16 protein-coding genes are annotated in these 16,551 nt (G+C 45.2%); 5 read left to right on the top strand and 11 right to left on the bottom strand.

From position 1 onward, the window contains the following. Positions 1–28 precede the first annotated feature (28 nt). The 4 genes from R7E29_RS07850 to R7E29_RS07835 all read right to left on the bottom strand — a co-directional run bounded on the left by R7E29_RS07850 (position 29) and on the right by R7E29_RS07835 (position 4,506). Positions 29–358, bottom strand: coding sequence for a YceK/YidQ family lipoprotein (locus R7E29_RS07850; protein WP_017820979.1), 330 nt, complete (start codon positions 356–358; stop codon positions 29–31). Positions 359–777: 419 nt separating this feature from the next. Next, positions 778–2,223 carry an AGE family epimerase/isomerase gene (locus tag R7E29_RS07845; protein ID WP_054576020.1) on the bottom strand — a complete coding sequence of 482 codons (1,446 nt, stop codon included), beginning with the start codon at positions 2,221–2,223 and terminating at the stop codon, positions 778–780. A gap of 107 nt (positions 2,224–2,330) precedes the next feature. Continuing rightward, positions 2,331–2,873, bottom strand: a complete 543-nt coding sequence (locus R7E29_RS07840; RefSeq protein ID WP_054576021.1) for an AAA family ATPase — start codon at positions 2,871–2,873, stop codon at positions 2,331–2,333. 289 nt (positions 2,874–3,162) lie between these two features. Next, the gene (locus R7E29_RS07835; protein WP_047101467.1) at positions 3,163–4,506 is read right to left on the bottom strand and encodes a magnesium transporter; all 1,344 of its coding nucleotides are present in this window, start codon (positions 4,504–4,506) and stop codon (positions 3,163–3,165) included. Positions 4,507–4,721: 215 nt separating this feature from the next. Between R7E29_RS07835 and R7E29_RS07830 the strand changes: the two genes are divergently transcribed. Beyond that, positions 4,722–5,597, top strand: coding sequence for a universal stress protein (locus R7E29_RS07830; protein WP_025767825.1), 876 nt, complete (start codon positions 4,722–4,724; stop codon positions 5,595–5,597). Positions 5,598–5,640: 43 nt separating this feature from the next. Here the strand turns inward: R7E29_RS07830 and R7E29_RS07825 are convergent, their stop codons facing one another. Continuing rightward, entirely contained in the window at positions 5,641–6,030 is a 390-nt protein-coding gene (locus tag R7E29_RS07825; RefSeq protein ID WP_005376487.1) for a MazG nucleotide pyrophosphohydrolase domain-containing protein, read from the bottom strand. A 26-nt stretch (positions 6,031–6,056) separates the two neighbouring features. Beyond that, the gene (locus tag R7E29_RS07820; RefSeq protein WP_054576022.1) at positions 6,057–6,485 is read right to left on the bottom strand and encodes a PaaI family thioesterase; all 429 of its coding nucleotides are present in this window, start codon (positions 6,483–6,485) and stop codon (positions 6,057–6,059) included. A gap of 211 nt (positions 6,486–6,696) precedes the next feature. Here R7E29_RS07820 and gloA point away from each other — a divergent pair, with 211 nt between their 5' ends. Both gloA and R7E29_RS07810 read left to right on the top strand, forming a co-directional pair. Further along, positions 6,697–7,083, top strand: coding sequence for a lactoylglutathione lyase (gene gloA, locus R7E29_RS07815; protein WP_054576023.1), 387 nt, complete (start codon positions 6,697–6,699; stop codon positions 7,081–7,083). Positions 7,084–7,094: 11 nt separating this feature from the next. Further along, the gene (locus tag R7E29_RS07810; RefSeq protein WP_054576024.1) at positions 7,095–8,195 is read left to right on the top strand and encodes an alkene reductase; all 1,101 of its coding nucleotides are present in this window, start codon (positions 7,095–7,097) and stop codon (positions 8,193–8,195) included. A gap of 117 nt (positions 8,196–8,312) precedes the next feature. On the opposite strand, the gene R7E29_RS07805 is transcribed toward R7E29_RS07810, so the two are convergent. Further along, positions 8,313–8,588: a nitrogenase-stabilizing/protective protein NifW gene (locus R7E29_RS07805; protein ID WP_054576025.1), complete on the bottom strand. Its 276-nt coding sequence runs from the start codon at positions 8,586–8,588 to the stop codon at positions 8,313–8,315. Between the two features lie 241 nt (positions 8,589–8,829). On the opposite strand from R7E29_RS07805, the gene R7E29_RS07800 reads away from it, so the two are divergent. Next, positions 8,830–10,680 carry an acyltransferase family protein gene (locus R7E29_RS07800; RefSeq protein WP_054576026.1) on the top strand — a complete coding sequence of 617 codons (1,851 nt, stop codon included), beginning with the start codon at positions 8,830–8,832 and terminating at the stop codon, positions 10,678–10,680. Between the two features lie 80 nt (positions 10,681–10,760). Here the strand turns inward: R7E29_RS07800 and R7E29_RS07795 are convergent, their stop codons facing one another. The 4 genes from R7E29_RS07795 to R7E29_RS07780 form a co-directional block, all read right to left on the bottom strand. After that, positions 10,761–11,231 carry an RES family NAD+ phosphorylase gene (locus tag R7E29_RS07795; protein WP_213906649.1) on the bottom strand — a complete coding sequence of 157 codons (471 nt, stop codon included), beginning with the start codon at positions 11,229–11,231 and terminating at the stop codon, positions 10,761–10,763. A 1-nt stretch (position 11,232) separates the two neighbouring features. Continuing rightward, a complete protein-coding gene (locus tag R7E29_RS07790; RefSeq protein WP_005376498.1) occupies positions 11,233–11,685 on the bottom strand; it encodes an antitoxin Xre/MbcA/ParS toxin-binding domain-containing protein in 453 nt (150 codons plus the stop codon). 174 nt (positions 11,686–11,859) lie between these two features. Beyond that, positions 11,860–14,034 carry a catalase/peroxidase HPI gene (gene katG / locus R7E29_RS07785; RefSeq protein WP_213906650.1) on the bottom strand — a complete coding sequence of 725 codons (2,175 nt, stop codon included), beginning with the start codon at positions 14,032–14,034 and terminating at the stop codon, positions 11,860–11,862. A gap of 186 nt (positions 14,035–14,220) precedes the next feature. Continuing rightward, on the bottom strand, positions 14,221–15,762 hold the full coding sequence (locus tag R7E29_RS07780; RefSeq protein ID WP_213906651.1) for a glutamate synthase-related protein: 1,542 nt from the start codon (positions 15,760–15,762) through the stop codon (positions 14,221–14,223). A 156-nt stretch (positions 15,763–15,918) separates the two neighbouring features. Between R7E29_RS07780 and R7E29_RS07775 the strand changes: the two genes are divergently transcribed. Beyond that, the gene (locus R7E29_RS07775; RefSeq protein ID WP_213906652.1) at positions 15,919–16,398 is read left to right on the top strand and encodes an aminoacyl-tRNA deacylase; all 480 of its coding nucleotides are present in this window, start codon (positions 15,919–15,921) and stop codon (positions 16,396–16,398) included. Positions 16,399–16,551 lie beyond the last annotated feature (153 nt).

The following is a 16,551-nucleotide window of genomic DNA, read 5'->3' as shown; positions in this document are numbered from 1 at the left end:
TTCCATTTATTTGAATAAAATAAGCGTTTTAGATCATGCTTCCGCTTGGACAACCTAGAGAAACAACACCGCCATAACTCGTTGTTGGCGTAACTACCATGACTAAATCAACAGGAAGAAACACAACGTCCGTTGCTAACGACAAAGGAATGTCAATCAATGATAGTGGGTATAACGCGATAGAAGTAATATCAGCTCTTAAATAGCAAGGTTGTCGTGCGACTGATAACGCGGTGCCTGAAAACGGCTTTCCGTATCCGCCACCAGCATGCGCATCTATAGACGAACACCCCACCATTAAAGATGCTGACACCACAAGAAATACAACTTGTAGCTTTTTAAATAGTTTTATTTTCATTTAACCTAGATTCCAACTAACTGTTATTTTTTAAAACTAACCCCTCTCTCTCAAATTGTATATTCAATAAGTTTACTCATATGGGCCCAGTGCAACCATGTTAATACGTTCTATGTATCAGAAACAATTCATTTATTTCCAATGACACTAGTGAGATTATGCGACGTGATTGGAATCTCACTTAAGTTTTCATGGACCTATCGCGCTGAAAATTGAAGCCTCTACCTGTCATAGAATAAAAAGCCGTCAAAGCCAGTGGTTCTGACGGCTTTTTGTAAGCGCCCCGTGGGCATTACCTACACCATTATTGCTTGAAGCTTATCTAGTGACAGACCTAGATAGCTAATAGTCGCACTTGCTGTCGGAGGATTTTATTGGCTTTTACGCGGACTTTAACCAACACATCACCATCGACCAACCTAAGGTCGAATATTGGTGAATGTCGCGGTGGTGACTCCATCACTTTGTGACGACAACGATTTTACGTCTGCGCTAAAGTAATACGGATTAAGTGGCATTTTATTCTCTGCTGGTCGCGCGTAGTAAAGCTTGGCGGGCTGTTTTGCCATTTGTTGCGCGTACAAATACCCGACAAACGCATGTTCAAACTGGTGGTAACCATTTCCCCAATGGAACGCTTTGGTTGATTTAGGACTCAGACCGACTCCTCCATATTGATGATCCACCCATACGTCCATAAAAGTGGGTAACGTGTATTGAAGCGTTTCTTTCATCGAACCATCGACAAGAGAAACTGTCATTGCCGCTTGATCGAGCTCTGCCCATTCCCAAGACGAGCTATAGTGCTTGTATGGTCTTGATTGCCAAGCAGGAATGCTCTCTTGCGTCCATTTACTCTGCCATTCTGGTGAGAAAAGCGCTTTGACTTGCTCAAAGTTTTGCTGGTATTGCGCTTGCTTAAGCGTGTGTTTCATTCCTTTGAAACCAAACTCTGTCCAATTGGAATTTTCCAACAACTGACCTGTCAGATACGTCATCCAATACGCTTTGATGGTGTGTCCAAAATCATTGTGTTTCGCATCTGGCATCATTACCGCTTTGTGGTGTATCGCGCCATAAAAGCGCTGCTCTTTGACGGAATGGTAGTTATCTAGCATCACTTGCGTCAGCCATTGCAGATCTTGCTTCCACTTGGCTTGCGCTGGCGCTGGTAAAAGTGGCGTCATTAACAACAGGTAGCCATTAATTTGGTCAAGTTGAGCGACTAACTCTTGCTGCTTCTCACTTTCCCCATCACCATCTTTCAAAACCCACGCCAGACCGCGATCATCGCTTCGTCGGTATTGTTTAAATATAAACGCTTGCTGGTCGATAAGCGCTTGTTCGACCTTTGGATCTTGCGTTAAGTAGTAGTACATCGCCAACCCCACCAAGGCGTAAGCTTGGTCTTGAGAAGTTCGTTGTTGCCACTCCATCCCCGGTTTTCCACTACGCGTAAAGCTCACAAAGCCGCCGTTTTTCTCATCTTGTAGATGATCAATCAGGTAATAAGCCCCTTTCTTTGCCAGCTCTAATGCTTGCTTGTCACCCGTAAGATGAAAAAGTACGCCATAAGCGTAAGTTTGGCGCGATTTCATGCGGGTGTATTCGCGATCGAAGTGCGGGCTAATCCACCCTTTGTTTAATTCTTCACACGGCTTTTGTGGGTCGAGAATGACACCGTTATCACAACGAAATGTCGGAAAATTCCCCGCAGGTTGTCCATGCGCGCTTTCCATCATCCAATATGGGGCTAGGCCATTCGTCACATGGTTTAACCAATCATCCCCCGAAGGCAGGCCTACATCAGCAAAGCTGCTCATGCTCGTCGTTGCGAGCAATAAGGTAAGATATTTAAAAGACATAACACTCAATTAAGTTATTGAATTTTATCCAGTATAAATAACTCCCTTTACGCATATTGTTGTCGTGCTCACAATCGCCTTACGCATTTGTTTGCATCAATCATCTTTCAGCCTTGTTCGATAACTGAGCCGAGAATAAACGCTACTCTGTCTTCGACTGACATTTTGGGCACTTCGATCAATTGATAACCAAACTTGTGGTATGCATCGACCATCTGTTGATACGTGGCGACCGCTTCAGAAAAATCTTGCTTTCGCTCTTCGTCGTTGCTGAATATCGACGTCCACGGTGGAAAAATGAATACTTGAGAATGATAACGAAGCATCTGGCAATGCGTGATGAGCTCATGCGAGATTGGAAGTTGTTCCAACTTACTGTAGCCATATACGTCCACAATACTGCGATCAAAAAACACGTCCCCTTGGTGGGCATTGAAAGCTCGGTAATTGCTCACTTCTGCCTTCATCATTTCGTCTCGAAAAGCTTGTTTGTCATTCCAAGGTAATGCTGAACCGTGATTGGCAACCTGCGTTTGTATTACTTGACGACCAGTTTCTGACGCGCAGATAAAGCCTTGTGTTTTTAGCTGTTCGATTACCGAAGTTTTCCCTGCACCGGGACCACCAGTGAATACGATGAGTTTATTCAAAATTGTTTCCTTATTTTTTGTTTGAGTGAAGTAATGCGTATACAGCCAAGAAAATGGGCATCATCTGGCGTTTGAAATTGGAATTTGGCATGCTAACGTTAAGCGAGATCGGTAGTGGGAAATTTGGGGAATAGAACTGAGCAGTGAAGAGATTTACAAAGTAAGAACCGAAACGACGTGTTCATCGGTTATGGAAAACGGAGGAATGCTGAGCGAAGCAAGCTCGCCCAAAATAATGGGTTGGGAAGTGGTGCGATTGGTTCTGATGGTTAACGCGTCAATTGGATATCTATATCAAGAAAATGGCACCTAAGCCTAAGAACGCAAAGAAACCGACGACATCGGTAACGGTCGTCAATACTACCGAGCCAGCCACGGCGGGGTCAATGTTAAACTTCTTCAACGTGAATGGTATCAACGTACCCGATGCCGCGGCCGCCAAACTATTGAGGAAAATGGCACAGCAAATAATAAGCGCCAATGGCAAAGAGTCAAACACCATGTAAACGACACCCGCGATCACCAATCCCATAATTAAACCATTAATGGTGGCGATTTTTAATTCCTTATTCACCAATAGCTTCAAGTTACTTTGGTGCAAGTGGTTTAGTGCGATACCTCGAATGGCCACCGCTAAGGTTTGGCTACCCGCGATGCCGCCCATACTCGCCACAACGGGCATTAAGATCGCAAGCGCAACGACTTGCTCGACCACATTATCAAAAAGCCCAATGATGGCGGAGGCTACGAAAGCGGTCAGCAAGTTAATCACCAACCAAAGTGCTCTTAGCCTTGTCGCCACGCTTAATGGTGTAAACAAATCTTCTTCGCTTCGTACGTTTTCTGCCACTACAGCTTGTAGGCTGAGTTCACGCAAGGTAATCGCGATGGTCGCCATCGACAAGACGCCCATAATTTTGCCACCAGCCATGATAGGAAACCAATGTGCTCCACCATCAATCGAGACTTGTTTGCTGACGCTTTGAATCGTTTGAATATCTTCTAGAATTGGCGTAACTACGGTCAAGTCGGTAAGTTTGATATGATTTTCGTGCAGCAACAGGGTATGCGGCTCTATCGTACCAATCACACCACTTGCATCACGCACAATAATCAACCGCACAGGACTTTGCCCGCGTTTTAGCAGCTCGGTTTTTATGCCTCCTACGCTGTTTTTAGGGTTTGCGACCAGAAAGTGAGGCTCGGCATAACGTCCAACTTTGTTGTCTTCATACGACAATGCTTGTTGGATATGCGCGACAGACTCTTCACTTTGATCAATAAGGTATTCATCTACAAATTCGGTCGGTAGAAAGTCCGCAAAGATGATCAGTTCTGAATCCGTTATGTACGCCAAGCGTTCATGTTGTAATTCTTTATTGAGTGATTGATGAATGTGCTTGGCGGTGTCGTATCGGAGCAAATTCAATACCGTCCAATACTTCTCAGGCGGCACTGCTTCTATGACACGTTTACGGTAAGCAATGTTGACCGATTCCAAAATGTTCGCAATCTGTGCTTCTTGATAGTCTTTCAAAAAGCTCAAGTCTTCGGTCGATTCTATCGCTTTAATGATCTCAGCAAGCAAATGTGGCACTTTGCGGTTAATTTGCAATTGGTTGGAATCTATCATTACTTTTACCTATAGCTTTCACTACCACATTCGCCGCATTGACGATATGTGCTATCCGAAGGCATGAATTCTTGATGTTAAAATTCTAGGCGATAGTTGACTTAATTGCGGAATTTATATTTCGCTCGCAGAAACAAAACGCCTCTGCATCAGTTCATGGTATAGACTTGAATGTGTGTCAGGCTCATTCGCCTTGTTTGATAATGGAGTAATCAATGGCACCTGTATTTTTTCTGACTCAGCAGGCCGCCTTACCAAGTCGTAAGGTGCTTCGTAAAGTGATTCAATTTTCGACAGCGCTGGCTCAGCCTATTGTAGTTTTAGTGGAAGACCATCGCCGAAGTGAAGATCACGCATTCGCTCATTTTCTCAGTTTCAACTCTGACCATATAGAAAAAAGACAAGCTGAGTTTGAAGCTTGGACCTTAAAGTTCAACGCATTAATTGTCGAACTTTGTGAAGAAGAAGAGCTTGAAACACCAACGCTCTCTTACGAACATTTCAAAGGGAGCCATTGGGTTGAGCAAGTTGCGAAACGACTTGTTGACCACACTGACTTACTGCTCGTGGGACACTTTAACAAACACGAGATTCAAACGATGCTAACAGAACTAGCACAACAAGATTGCGACTTGTTGCTACTGAGTGAGCGGTCATGGCCTTCTCACGCCAACATGCTTTGTGCAATCGACCCACTTCATCGAGGGGATGAAAAGTCGATAGTAGATAAAGCCATCGTCTCGCGAGGCTCAAAATTAGAACAAACCTTAAGCGGGAAAATGACGCTCGTTTACTGCCGATACGTCGCGCCATACCTCTCTCGCTATCGTGCAGAGATATTAAGCAATCAAAAAGCAGGCATTACAGATTTTATTAGTGCGCAAAAGTTAACGCGAGTTCCATTACTATTACCGGAAGGAAACCCTGAAACGGCGTTACCAAAAGCAGTTAAGCAATCACAAGCAGCGATTTTGATTATGGGGGCATGTAAACGAAGCATGTCATCTCAATTTTGGTCTGGCAGCACTGTAGACACGTTACTTGATCAACCACCTTGTGACCTACTGTTGGTCAACAGCTCCAAGGGCTGACTAGGTATTCTCTATTAACCTATCCTTTCAATACCAAGCGCAGTTATTGGCTCTTTACATCTTCTAACTGCGCGGCTTCATGCTCTGCGTTCAAGGCTTGTTTCTGCTGCTGTTTTATCTCATCCCAACTGCGTCCCGACTCAATCGCAGATACACGCTGATCGTATTTGTTGCAGGCTCTTTCGAGTACTTTCTCAGGATCTATACCCTTTTCTCTTTCCAGCGCTTTTAATACGTTAAGATAGTTCCACAACACATCGCCTAACTCGTCTTCCAAATGACAAAGGCGATCCTCACGAATCTCTTCGCGGACTTCATCAACTTCTTTGCCAATGGCCTCCAGATAAGTCTCTACGCCTTTAAACCAAGTATTAGTTTGGTCATATTGGGATTTTCTCGTCGCAATTGCATACAGCTCATCAAATTTCTTCATTGCCTCTCCGTAGAACACGTTTTTATTTATGCCTTTTTAGGACGAATAAACTTCCCTTTAGCCGTCACTCTAACTTCGCTATTGACCCGTAATTGAGCCACCAGTTGATATATACCGCGTCGTTCACCTTCACAGTGTGCAGTAATCGTGACTCGATCATCTAACTTAATAGGTGCATGGTAGCGCACATCCAACTGCGCCGTAAGGGCTTGAATGTCTCTAGATAACAAACAATGCGTCATTGCACCATCGAGAAGCGAACTGGCAATACCACCATGTAACAGGTCTGTGTAACCTTGATGACGCGGTAAAACGTGAAACTCTCCGACAACAGAGCCATCGGCTAGGTATTGGTAGTTCACGGCCAAAGAGTTCGGATTCACATTAATTGAAGAACAAACCGCACATTGATAATGAGATTCGTGAGTGTAATGACAGTAGCTGTTTGTGGACATGATAGTTACTCGGTTTCTCAAAAGAGTAATTAGCATATGCCAACAATTAAAAAGAAACGGCGAGTAATCTTTGTTTGCATGTTGCAGGGCCAGCAACTTCGCTTTTCATAACACTAAATAATCATTTTAATAATTAACGATAATTTCCAGTTTATTTAGAGTGGCGATATGGTTTGCATAGTGATTACGCAACGTTATGAAAAGGCGACTTATGAAGTTTCTCCACACGATGATCCGTGTAGCTGACCTAGACAAATCTATCGAATTTTATACAAAAGTTCTGGGAATGAGTGTTTTGGATCGTTTTGAAAACCAAGAATACCGTTACTCACTGGTGTTTGTTGGTAACACTGATCAACCAGATGGCGCGACCATCGAGCTAACTTATAACTGGGACACCGACAGTTACGACTTGGGTAACGCATTCGGACACATGGCACTGGGGTCTAAAGATATTTACGCCGCTTGCGAAAAAATTAAAGCGCTTGGTGGCAACGTTACTCGCGAGCCAGGTCCAATGAAAGGCGGAGAAACTCACATCGCGTTCATTAAAGATCCCGATGGTTACCAAATCGAGCTCATCCAAACTCAAAAATAACGAGGTTTCCTATGACAGACGCATTATTTCAACCCATTCAACTTGGCTCTCTCTCATTAAAAAACCGTATCGTTATGCCTCCGATGACGCGTTCTCGTGCTTCTCAACCAGGTAATATCGCTAACGACATGATGGCGACCTACTATGCTCAACGTGCTGAAGCGGGCCTAATCGTTGCTGAAGGCACACAAATTTCGCCAATGGGTCAAGGCTATGCATGGACACCAGGCATTTACAGCCCAGAGCAAATTGCTGGCTGGAAAAAAGTAACTAATGCGGTGCACGAGAAAGGCGGCGTTATCTTCGCGCAATTATGGCACGTTGGTCGCGTGACTCACCCTGATAACATTGGCGGTGAGCAACCTATTTCTTCTTCTGAGCTAAAAGCAGAAAACGTGAAAGTATTTGTCGATAACGGCACAGACGAACCGGGTTTTGTCGACGTGGTTGTGCCACGTGAAATGACCAGACAAGACATCAAGAACGTTATTGAAGAGTACCGCCAAGCCGCACTAAACGCGATAGAAGCCGGATTCGATGGTATCGAGCTTCATGCAGCGAATGGCTACTTGGTTAACCAGTTTATCGATTCTGAAGCGAATAACCGCACCGATGAATACGGTGGCTCTATTGAAAACCGTCTGCGTTTTCTTGGTGAAGTGATAGAAGCGATGACGCAAGCTATTGGCGCTGAGCGTGTTGGTGTTCGTCTTGCACCATTCACTTCGTTAAATGGCACCGTTGATAGTACGCCAGTCGAAACCTACACCGCCGCTGCAGCGCTGCTTGATAAACTCAATGTGGTTTACATTCACATTGCAGAAGTAGATTGGGACGACGCGCCAGACACTCCGCACAACTTTAAAACCGCAGTTCGTGAGGCGTACAAAGGTACACTGATTTATGCCGGTCGTTACAACGCAGAAAAGGCGCAACACGCGATTGAAAGTGGTTTAGCTGACATGATTGGCTTTGGCCGTCCGTTTGTTGCAAACCCAGACTTACCAAGCCGCATCAAGCATGGCTATCCACTGGCAGAACATGACCCTGCCACATTGTTCGGCGGCGGTGAAAAAGGCTTAGTGGACTACCCTGCGTACCACGCGGGTTAATTCATCTACGTAAAGCTGATTCGCAACTCGCGACAAACCAATAGCTTGCCCAAAAGAACCTTGCTCTTCCCCCTGTGACGCCAAGATGCAGGGTTCTTTTTAGGCAAGCCACCAGAATTAACGTCTTTGACAAGATGTACAACCTCGACACGCAGAGCGCGTCTTTTTACTGAGCAAACTGCGTTGTACTTTACAGTAAGCATTCTTTAAAGCACGACGACCTGAAAACCAATCATCCGGTTTAGTGAGGATTAAGTAGCCGTGAAACCTCTTAACCAACTCGGTTCGATTGTTTTCGATAAATCGGCTATCAAACTCGATGTCGAAGTAATTCAAAGCCTCTTCGATACAAGTAAAGCTGGCAATTGTTTCCTGAATCGTATTCTTTGTCATCGTTTCTTTAGCGTAATCATTTTCAATGAAGTCTAAGTGCCTCGCGCTTTACGTTCTTTGATTTAGCGCTTCTTAAGATCATTCTTTATGGGGTTTCCATATTGAAATTCAATTTGGGAATTCGTTAACCCACCTAGCATTTTCATTTTGAAAATCACTTTAAAGCACTAATTTAAATAAACATTATTTCTGGTTCATATTTTGCTCTACTTCATTAAACGGAATGTTGGAGCAACACGATATGACTTACAGAGCAGAAGTAGACGGATTAAGGGCGATTGCTGTCACGTTGGTGATTTTGTTTCATGCAGGAGTTGAGCAATTCGCTGGTGGCTTTATTGGCGTCGACGTATTTTTTGTGATCAGCGGCTATTTGATCACTACCATCGTGATTAACGACTTAGAAAACCAGAAGTTCAGCCTTGGTGATTTTTATGAGCGACGCATTCGTCGCATACTCCCCCTCTTACTGGTGGTGATCGCCGTCAGCTATTTGATGTCTTGGTGGCTCTTTTTGCCGCAAGCACACAAAGACGTTGGTCAATTTGCGGTGTCTTCCATTCTTTCGGCATCCAACATTCTTCTGTATCTAAAAGGCCACAATTACTTCGGTTTAGAAGATCAAGCCAACCCGCTGTTCCACACATGGAGCTTGGGCGTTGAAGAACAGTACTACATTGTCATTCCTTTGCTACTCATGCTACTCGCTCGTGGTAAAAACGCGTTTTACCTGACTTTTTTCATCGCGGTATTTGCGCTGAGTTTGATGACTATTGTCTATACGAGCAACGATCCTGATTTCGCCTTCTACATGATCTTCTCTCGTGCTTGGGAACTGGCAACCGGTTCATTACTCGCATTAGTGATGAGAAAAGTCCAAGTTCAATCTAACGATACTCTAGCAACCATTGGCATCGTTTTGATATTGGCTTCCGCGCTTTTGTTTGAAAAATCGCAAGATGGCGCGGGCATTATGCTGCTGGTGCCGGTCATCGGTAGCGCGTTGGTGATTTTGTTTGCCTCTAAAGACAATGTCTGCGGTAGATTACTGAGCCTAAAGTGGGTCGTGTTCGTCGGCTTAATCAGCTACAGCTTATACTTGTGGCACATTCCATTATTTGTCTTTTACCGCTACGTGTTGGACACAACACAAGACATCAATATCCCACTTTACGTTGTCACTCTTTTTGTACTTTCTTACTTCACTTGGCGCTTTATTGAAAAGCCGTTCCGTAGCCGAAAAGCCATGAGCATGCGCACTGTGTCCGCGGTTATTGTGTTGTTGACGTTGCCCTTGCTAACGCTCGGCGTTATCGGTCATCAAAACGGTGGTTTTCCAGAAAGAAGCGCATTTTTCGAGGCCATGCGAGTTAACAACGGTTATGGTTTAGATTGCAACGGCAACACCAACGTTAACGATGTGTGCTCGTCTGCGCCGCAGCCCGCCATCGCTGTGTTAGGCAATAGTCACAGCATGGTTTACGTGAAGCGTCTATCCGAAGTAACACCAACTGGCGTGGTGCAACTTACTCAAGATTCCTGTGCGGTCGGTTATGTCGACATCCTAGAAGCTGCTGGCTCAATTTCTTGCCGACAGTTCTTCAATGAGGCTGTCGATACAATTCTAAGTACCCCTTCCATTCGTCGCGTTGTTATCTCTTCTAATTTCAATAAAGAGCTTTCACAAGCCGATTATGAAGCATCATTAACCAAATTATTGAATGAACTGAAAGGAAAGGAAGTGGTCGTTTTCGGTCCAACCCCTTCTGCACCGTTTGCGGTAGGAGAATGCCTTTGGAAAGCGCGTTTGTTTGGCGAGACAGAAGAGCCTGCCTGCGACTTTTCTCCCAAACAACATCACCCTCAAAACGTGGCGAAGTTAGTGAACTACTTTGAGCAATTTGAGCACGTTGAGTTTGTCGACTTGACCGATGCCATTTGCAGAAATGGCGTATGTCGAATGAGAGTTGGAGCAAACAATGCGATGTATACGGATGACAGCCATTTATCTTACAAAGGTGCTGAGTTGGTGCTTGGGCATTACCACAACAGTACAAATGAAGCGCAACAGTTCACTTACGACCGACATTAACCAAGGGAATAAACTTTTATGCTTCAGCGCTTATCTCAGGTAAGCGCTGAATGCTTTAAAGCAAGACAAAGCCAGCGCGTCTATTTGAAAATTCGCGGATCAAACGCGAAATCGAGCTTTTCGGCTTTCTTGATGATCTCTTTCATTTTGGGATGATTTGGATTCACCACATAGTTTTTATCACGAGGTGAAATCGTTGAAGGCACTTGCAGCGCGGCAAACTCTGGATGAGGATCATTGAGAAACTGATCACCAATGTACTGCGTAGACTCGCTCGCCGGTATTGCTCGCCACGTCACAGGGAGATCTTCTTCATCTAAGGTGGCGATGAGGTATTCTGACATTTCAATACGATATAAATCGTAAAGTTTGGTGATAGCAGGATCGTTGTTTACGTGAACAAATACTTCCAACGAGCAAAGGGATTCCGATTCAGAGAAGTAGAGGGCTTCGGTTCCTTTTGAATTCCATCGCCCTCCAAACAACTTTGCGCCAACGGGGCTGAATGGCGTGTCAGCGAATTTCTTTTGTGTGAGACGATAGAGCTTCATATTACGAGAATACCCCGTGCTCTAAACGGCCGATCAAATCTTTTACGATTTCAAAATCCACCGTGGTCGAGACCATATCAAGTGGACGTTTTCCACCTAAGCCGTACACATTCTCTCTCATCCATTTTAACGCGCGCTCTTCGTCGTCAAACAGTTCTGTCGCGAGTTTCAATAACATCGCTAATCGATAGATTGCATCACTTTCTTGCGTATTGAAGCGTTCATCGTTTTTTAGACGACGCTTAACCGTGCTGACAGGTATCAATGTGACGTTTTGAAACTCACTCTGAGAAAGCTTCACACGCTCAACAATATTGCGATACACCTTTGGCTCAAAGCCTTTGTGAACCGCATCAGTGCGACCTGTTTCAGCGTCTTCAATACCCAACATAAACCAGAAATTGGCTTTATGAGGTTGTTTCGGTTTGAAGCTTTTTAATGCTGCAGTTGCCATATCAAGCTCCTATGGTTCATATGGTCCATTTATTATGGTTCAAATGAGCTTAACTTTCAATCAAAGTAACAATCAAAGTAAAAAGATAGGTAAAGAAAAAGGCGAGCTTTTCGCCCGCCTCTCTTACTTATTCATCAACTTTGTTTACGCATCTATCGATGAACATCGTTTCACTTATTGCAAGTCAAAACGATCCGCGTTCATGACTTTCGTCCATGCGGCGATGAAGTCATGGATGAATTTTTCCTGATTATCATCTTGCGCATACACTTCCGCATACGAACGCAGGATCGAGTTTGAACCAAAGACAAGATCCACTCGAGTAGCCGTCCACTTCACAGCGTCGGTTTTACGATCACGGATTTCATATTGATTAGCACTCACTGGTTTCCACGTATATGCCATGTCAGTAAGGTTCACGAAGAAATCATTCGACAAAGTGCCGACTCGGTCAGTAAATACGCCCTCTTTTCCACCGCCGTAGTTACTGCCTAGAACGCGCATACCACCGATAAGTACCGTCATTTCTGGCGCCGTTAGTCCCATAAGCTGAGCACGATCTAATAAAAGCTCTTCTGGCTTAACCGCGTAGTCTTTCTTCAACCAATTCCGGAAACCGTCAGCAACAGGCTCAAGTACTTCGAATGATTCAACATCCGTCATCTCTTGGGTGGCATCACCTCGGCCTGGCGCGAATGGCACAGATACATCATGACCTGCGGCACGCGCAGCCAGTTCAATACCTACGTTACCAGCAAGCACGATAGCATCTGCAACACTACAGCCCTCTTCTGCTGCTATTTTTTCTAGCACAGCAAGAACACGGCTTAGACGTTCAGGTTCGTTCCCTTGCCAATCTTTTTGCGGAGCCAAGCGAATTCTCGCGCCATTTGCACCGCCTCGGCGGTCAGAGCCACGGTAAGTACGCGCACTATCCCACGCCGTACTTACTAACTCACTAATGGATAGGCCACTTGCTTCGATTTTTGTTTTTACTAAATCAACATCGTAGTCTGCCTTACCTGCGGGCGTTGGGTCTTGCCAAATAAGATCTTCGCTTGGCACATCAGGGCCGAAATAACATGATTTTGGTCCTAGATCGCGGTGTGTCAACTTAAACCAGGCACGAGCAAAAACGTCATCAAAGTACGCAGGGTCATTTTGGAACTTTTCTGCAATCTTACGATATTCAGGGTCCATTTTGAGCGCCATATCGGCGTCGGTCATGATTGGATTGTAGCGCTTAGAACCGTCTTCAACATCGACAGGCTTGTCTTCTTCTTCAATGTCGATTGGCTCCCATTGCCATGCACCTGCTGGGCTCTTTTTCAGTTCCCAGTCATACTTAAATAGTAGGTGGAAGTATCCGTAGTCCCATTGTGTAGGGTGTGTTGTCCAAGCACCTTCAATGCCACTCGTTACCGTGTCACGACCAATACCACGTGTTTTGTGATTAATCCAGCCAAGACCTTGCTCATGAACGTCTGCTGCTTCGGGCTCTGGGCCAAGGTTTGCGGCATCACCATTACCATGACACTTACCCACCGTGTGACCACCAGCTGTGAGCGCGACGGTTTCTTCATCGTTCATTGCCATTCGCGCAAAGGTCACTCGCATGTCATGTGCTGTTTTGAGAGGATCTGGGTTACCGTCTACCCCTTCAGGGTTCACATAGATAAGACCCATCATTACTGCAGCAAGCGGGTTTTCTAAATCTCGCTCACCAGAGTAGCGGCTGTTATCAGCGTCACTTGTGGCTAACCATTCTTGCTCAGAGCCCCAGTAAGTGTCTTTTTCTGGGTGCCAAATGTCCTCTCGTCCAAACGCAAAGCCAAAGGTCTTAAAACCCATGGATTCGTACGCCATGTTACCGGCAAGGACAATCAGGTCTGCCCAACTTAGTTTGTTGCCATATTTTTTCTTGATTGGCCATAAAAGGCGTCGAGCCTTATCGAGGTTGGCGTTATCTGGCCAAGAGTTGAGAGGAGCAAAGCGTTGGTTGCCTGTAGCAGCACCGCCACGGCCATCCGCAATACGATAACTGCCCGCTGCATGCCATGCCATTCGGATCATTAAACCACCGTAGTGTCCCCAGTCGGCAGGCCACCAGCCTTGGCTATCAGTCATTAAATCTTTTAAATCTTTTTTAAGTGCTTCGACATCTAGCTTTTTCAGTTCTTCTTTGTAATTAAAGTCCTGACCAAATGGGTTGGTTTTGGAGTCGTGTTGATGCAGGATGTCTAAGTTCAAGGCATTCGGCCACCAATCCATCACCGACTTATCTGTAGATGTTTGCCCACCATGCATAACTGGACATTTACCTACCGAACCGCCGTTTGCTTTGCTCATATAATGCTCCTTCGTGTCGTGGTTGTGGTAACCACTCTTTGTTATTCAATAAATCGAATATCCACCTCAAACAGCGTAGTCCATACACTGTTTTTTTAGTTAACGCCAAGTCAAAATTTCAAACATTTCAGCGAATAAATAATTGTTATCAAACATGTACCTATATGTAGAAAATATGGATAGAGATCAGTTTAAGTCCATACCTGAATACTTAATCCCAGACAGCCTCGCCATGTTGTGATCCCAGGTCGCTAAATCATGATGACTAAATTCATTCAGAGCGTGATGACCACACGCCCTCGCCATGACTTGCATGAGCTCGACCGAGGATTCGAAGAAATTTTTCAGTTGCTGGGATGACTTTTCAACGTCGAGACGCTGCCTCAAATCGGCATTTTGTGTCGCAATGCCTGCCGGGCAATTATTGGTGTTGCAGATGCGAGCCGCGACACAACCGATCGATTGCATCGCACTGTTTGCTATCGCTACTCCGTCTGCTCCAAGTGCCAACGCTTTGACAAAATCCGTAGGAACTCGCAACCCACCGGTGATGATTAATGTGACACGGTCACTTACGCCTTTTTCATCTAAGTACTTACGTGCACGAGCTAACGCAGGGATGGTGGGTACACTAATATGATCACGGAACATAGTTGGCGCCGCACCCGTGCCACCACCGCGACCATCTAAGATGATGTAATCAGCCCCAGCATCAAGCGCAAACTGAATGTCTTGCTCAATATGGTTGGCACTGAGTTTAAATCCAATTGGAATACCGCCTGTGATGCCACGAACTCTGTCAGCAAACTTTCTGAAATCGTGAGTAGTGTGAAGATCTTTGAACGTTGGTGGTGATATCGCTGGTTGTCCCTCGGGGATGCCTCTCACCTGAGAGATCTTACCTACATTTTTATTTGCAGGCAGATGACCACCCGTGCCCGTTTTTGCTCCTTGCCCGCCTTTGAAGTGAAACGCCTGAACATTAAGAAGCTTAGATTCGTCGTAGCCAAATTGAGCACTAGCAAGCTCATAGAAATACCGTGAATTGGCGGCTTGCTCTTCCGGTAACATGCCACCCTCACCAGAGCAAATCCCAGTCCCTGCCAACTCTGCACCTTTTGCTAGTGCAATTTTCGCCTCTTCAGAAAGTGCGCCAAAACTCATGTCCGACACCAACAAAGGAATGGCGAGTCTGAGCGGCTTACGCGCGTTTGGTCCCACAATCAACTCGGTAGACACAGGAACGTCTTCCAACAACGGTTGTGTCGCCATTTGCGCCACCATGATTTGTATAGCATCCCAATGTGGTAGCAAATGCCTAGGAACCCCCATTGCAGCCATCGGACCATGATGACCGAGTTTAGAGAGTCCTTCTCTCGCTAATTGGTGGATAAACTCGAGGGTTGGTTCTTCTTGAGTAGCAGACGCTGTTGGGTTGTCTCTTTTCTCTCGCTTTTGTTCCGGTCCCTCTTTACCGACTTGCTCTGCGGTAAATCGCTTGTGTGTACCATCACAAAAAGGAGCATTGGCGGTATGCTTACATTGGCAGAGATAGGCATCTTCGTCTTTTTCCGCACTAAAGCTCATTGGCTTTAAGCCGGTTCCCGAATGAGACCCATCGCAGTAAGGTTGATTTTTAGAACGCCCACATCGGCAGAAGTAGTATTCTTGCCCAGCTTTCAACTCTACTTTGATCGGCTTGTTATCAGCGATGATTGGCTTGCTCATGTTGCCCCCTATTTATTATTGTTAACCATGCTTTCTCGCTGGCTTGCAATAAGCGTAGAACAGGAGCGTAAAGAGCGTCAGTGTAGCCGAGTAAAATGCGCGATTGTCGCCCGACTAACCTATACTTTTTATGGGTCTCATACACGTGGAGGCTATATGACGATTGCAACCCGATTAGATGAATATTTGACTGAGCATAACATTCACTTTCAAACCGTGAATCATAGCCACAGTCATAGCTCGCTACAAAGTGGTGTTGCAGCAGGTGTGCCTTTAATGAATATCGCAAAAGGTGTGATTCTTGAGGATCATGAAGGGCGTCATATGATGGCGGTCTTACCTGCCAACAACAAAATCAGTTTGTCGAGATTAAACGACGAGTTTAACGCCACCTTCCACTTGGTGAAAGAGCGTATGGTTTACCGACTCTTCACCGATTGTGAACACGGCGCTATTCCACCGATTGGTAGTCCTTACCACATGTCGACAGTTTACGATGAAAGATTAGCAAATTTGGAACATGTCTATCTCGAAGCTGGCGATCATGAAACTCTGATTAAGCTGGACAGAAAGGCGTTTAAAGAACTGATGAACGACTGTAGATATCTAAGATTCAGCAGTGAAGTTCTGCATTAAACTTGCCAAAACCTCTCGACATTTCCTGAACAAGGCTCTTTCAACAAGAGCCTTTCTTTGTTTTGTTGGTAGCACGCGAAGGAAGTTTCTCGGACTTTGGTGCCCAGCGTTTCAGAGCATATAGAAACAAAAAACCGCCTATTCGGGCGGTTT

Source organism: Vibrio sp. Vb1729 (genome assembly GCF_033338655.1).
Taxonomy (GTDB): Bacteria; Pseudomonadota; Gammaproteobacteria; order Enterobacterales; family Vibrionaceae; genus Vibrio; species Vibrio alginolyticus.
Note: the sequence above shows the minus strand (reverse complement) of the source record. Positions and strands in the feature narration are given on the sequence as shown.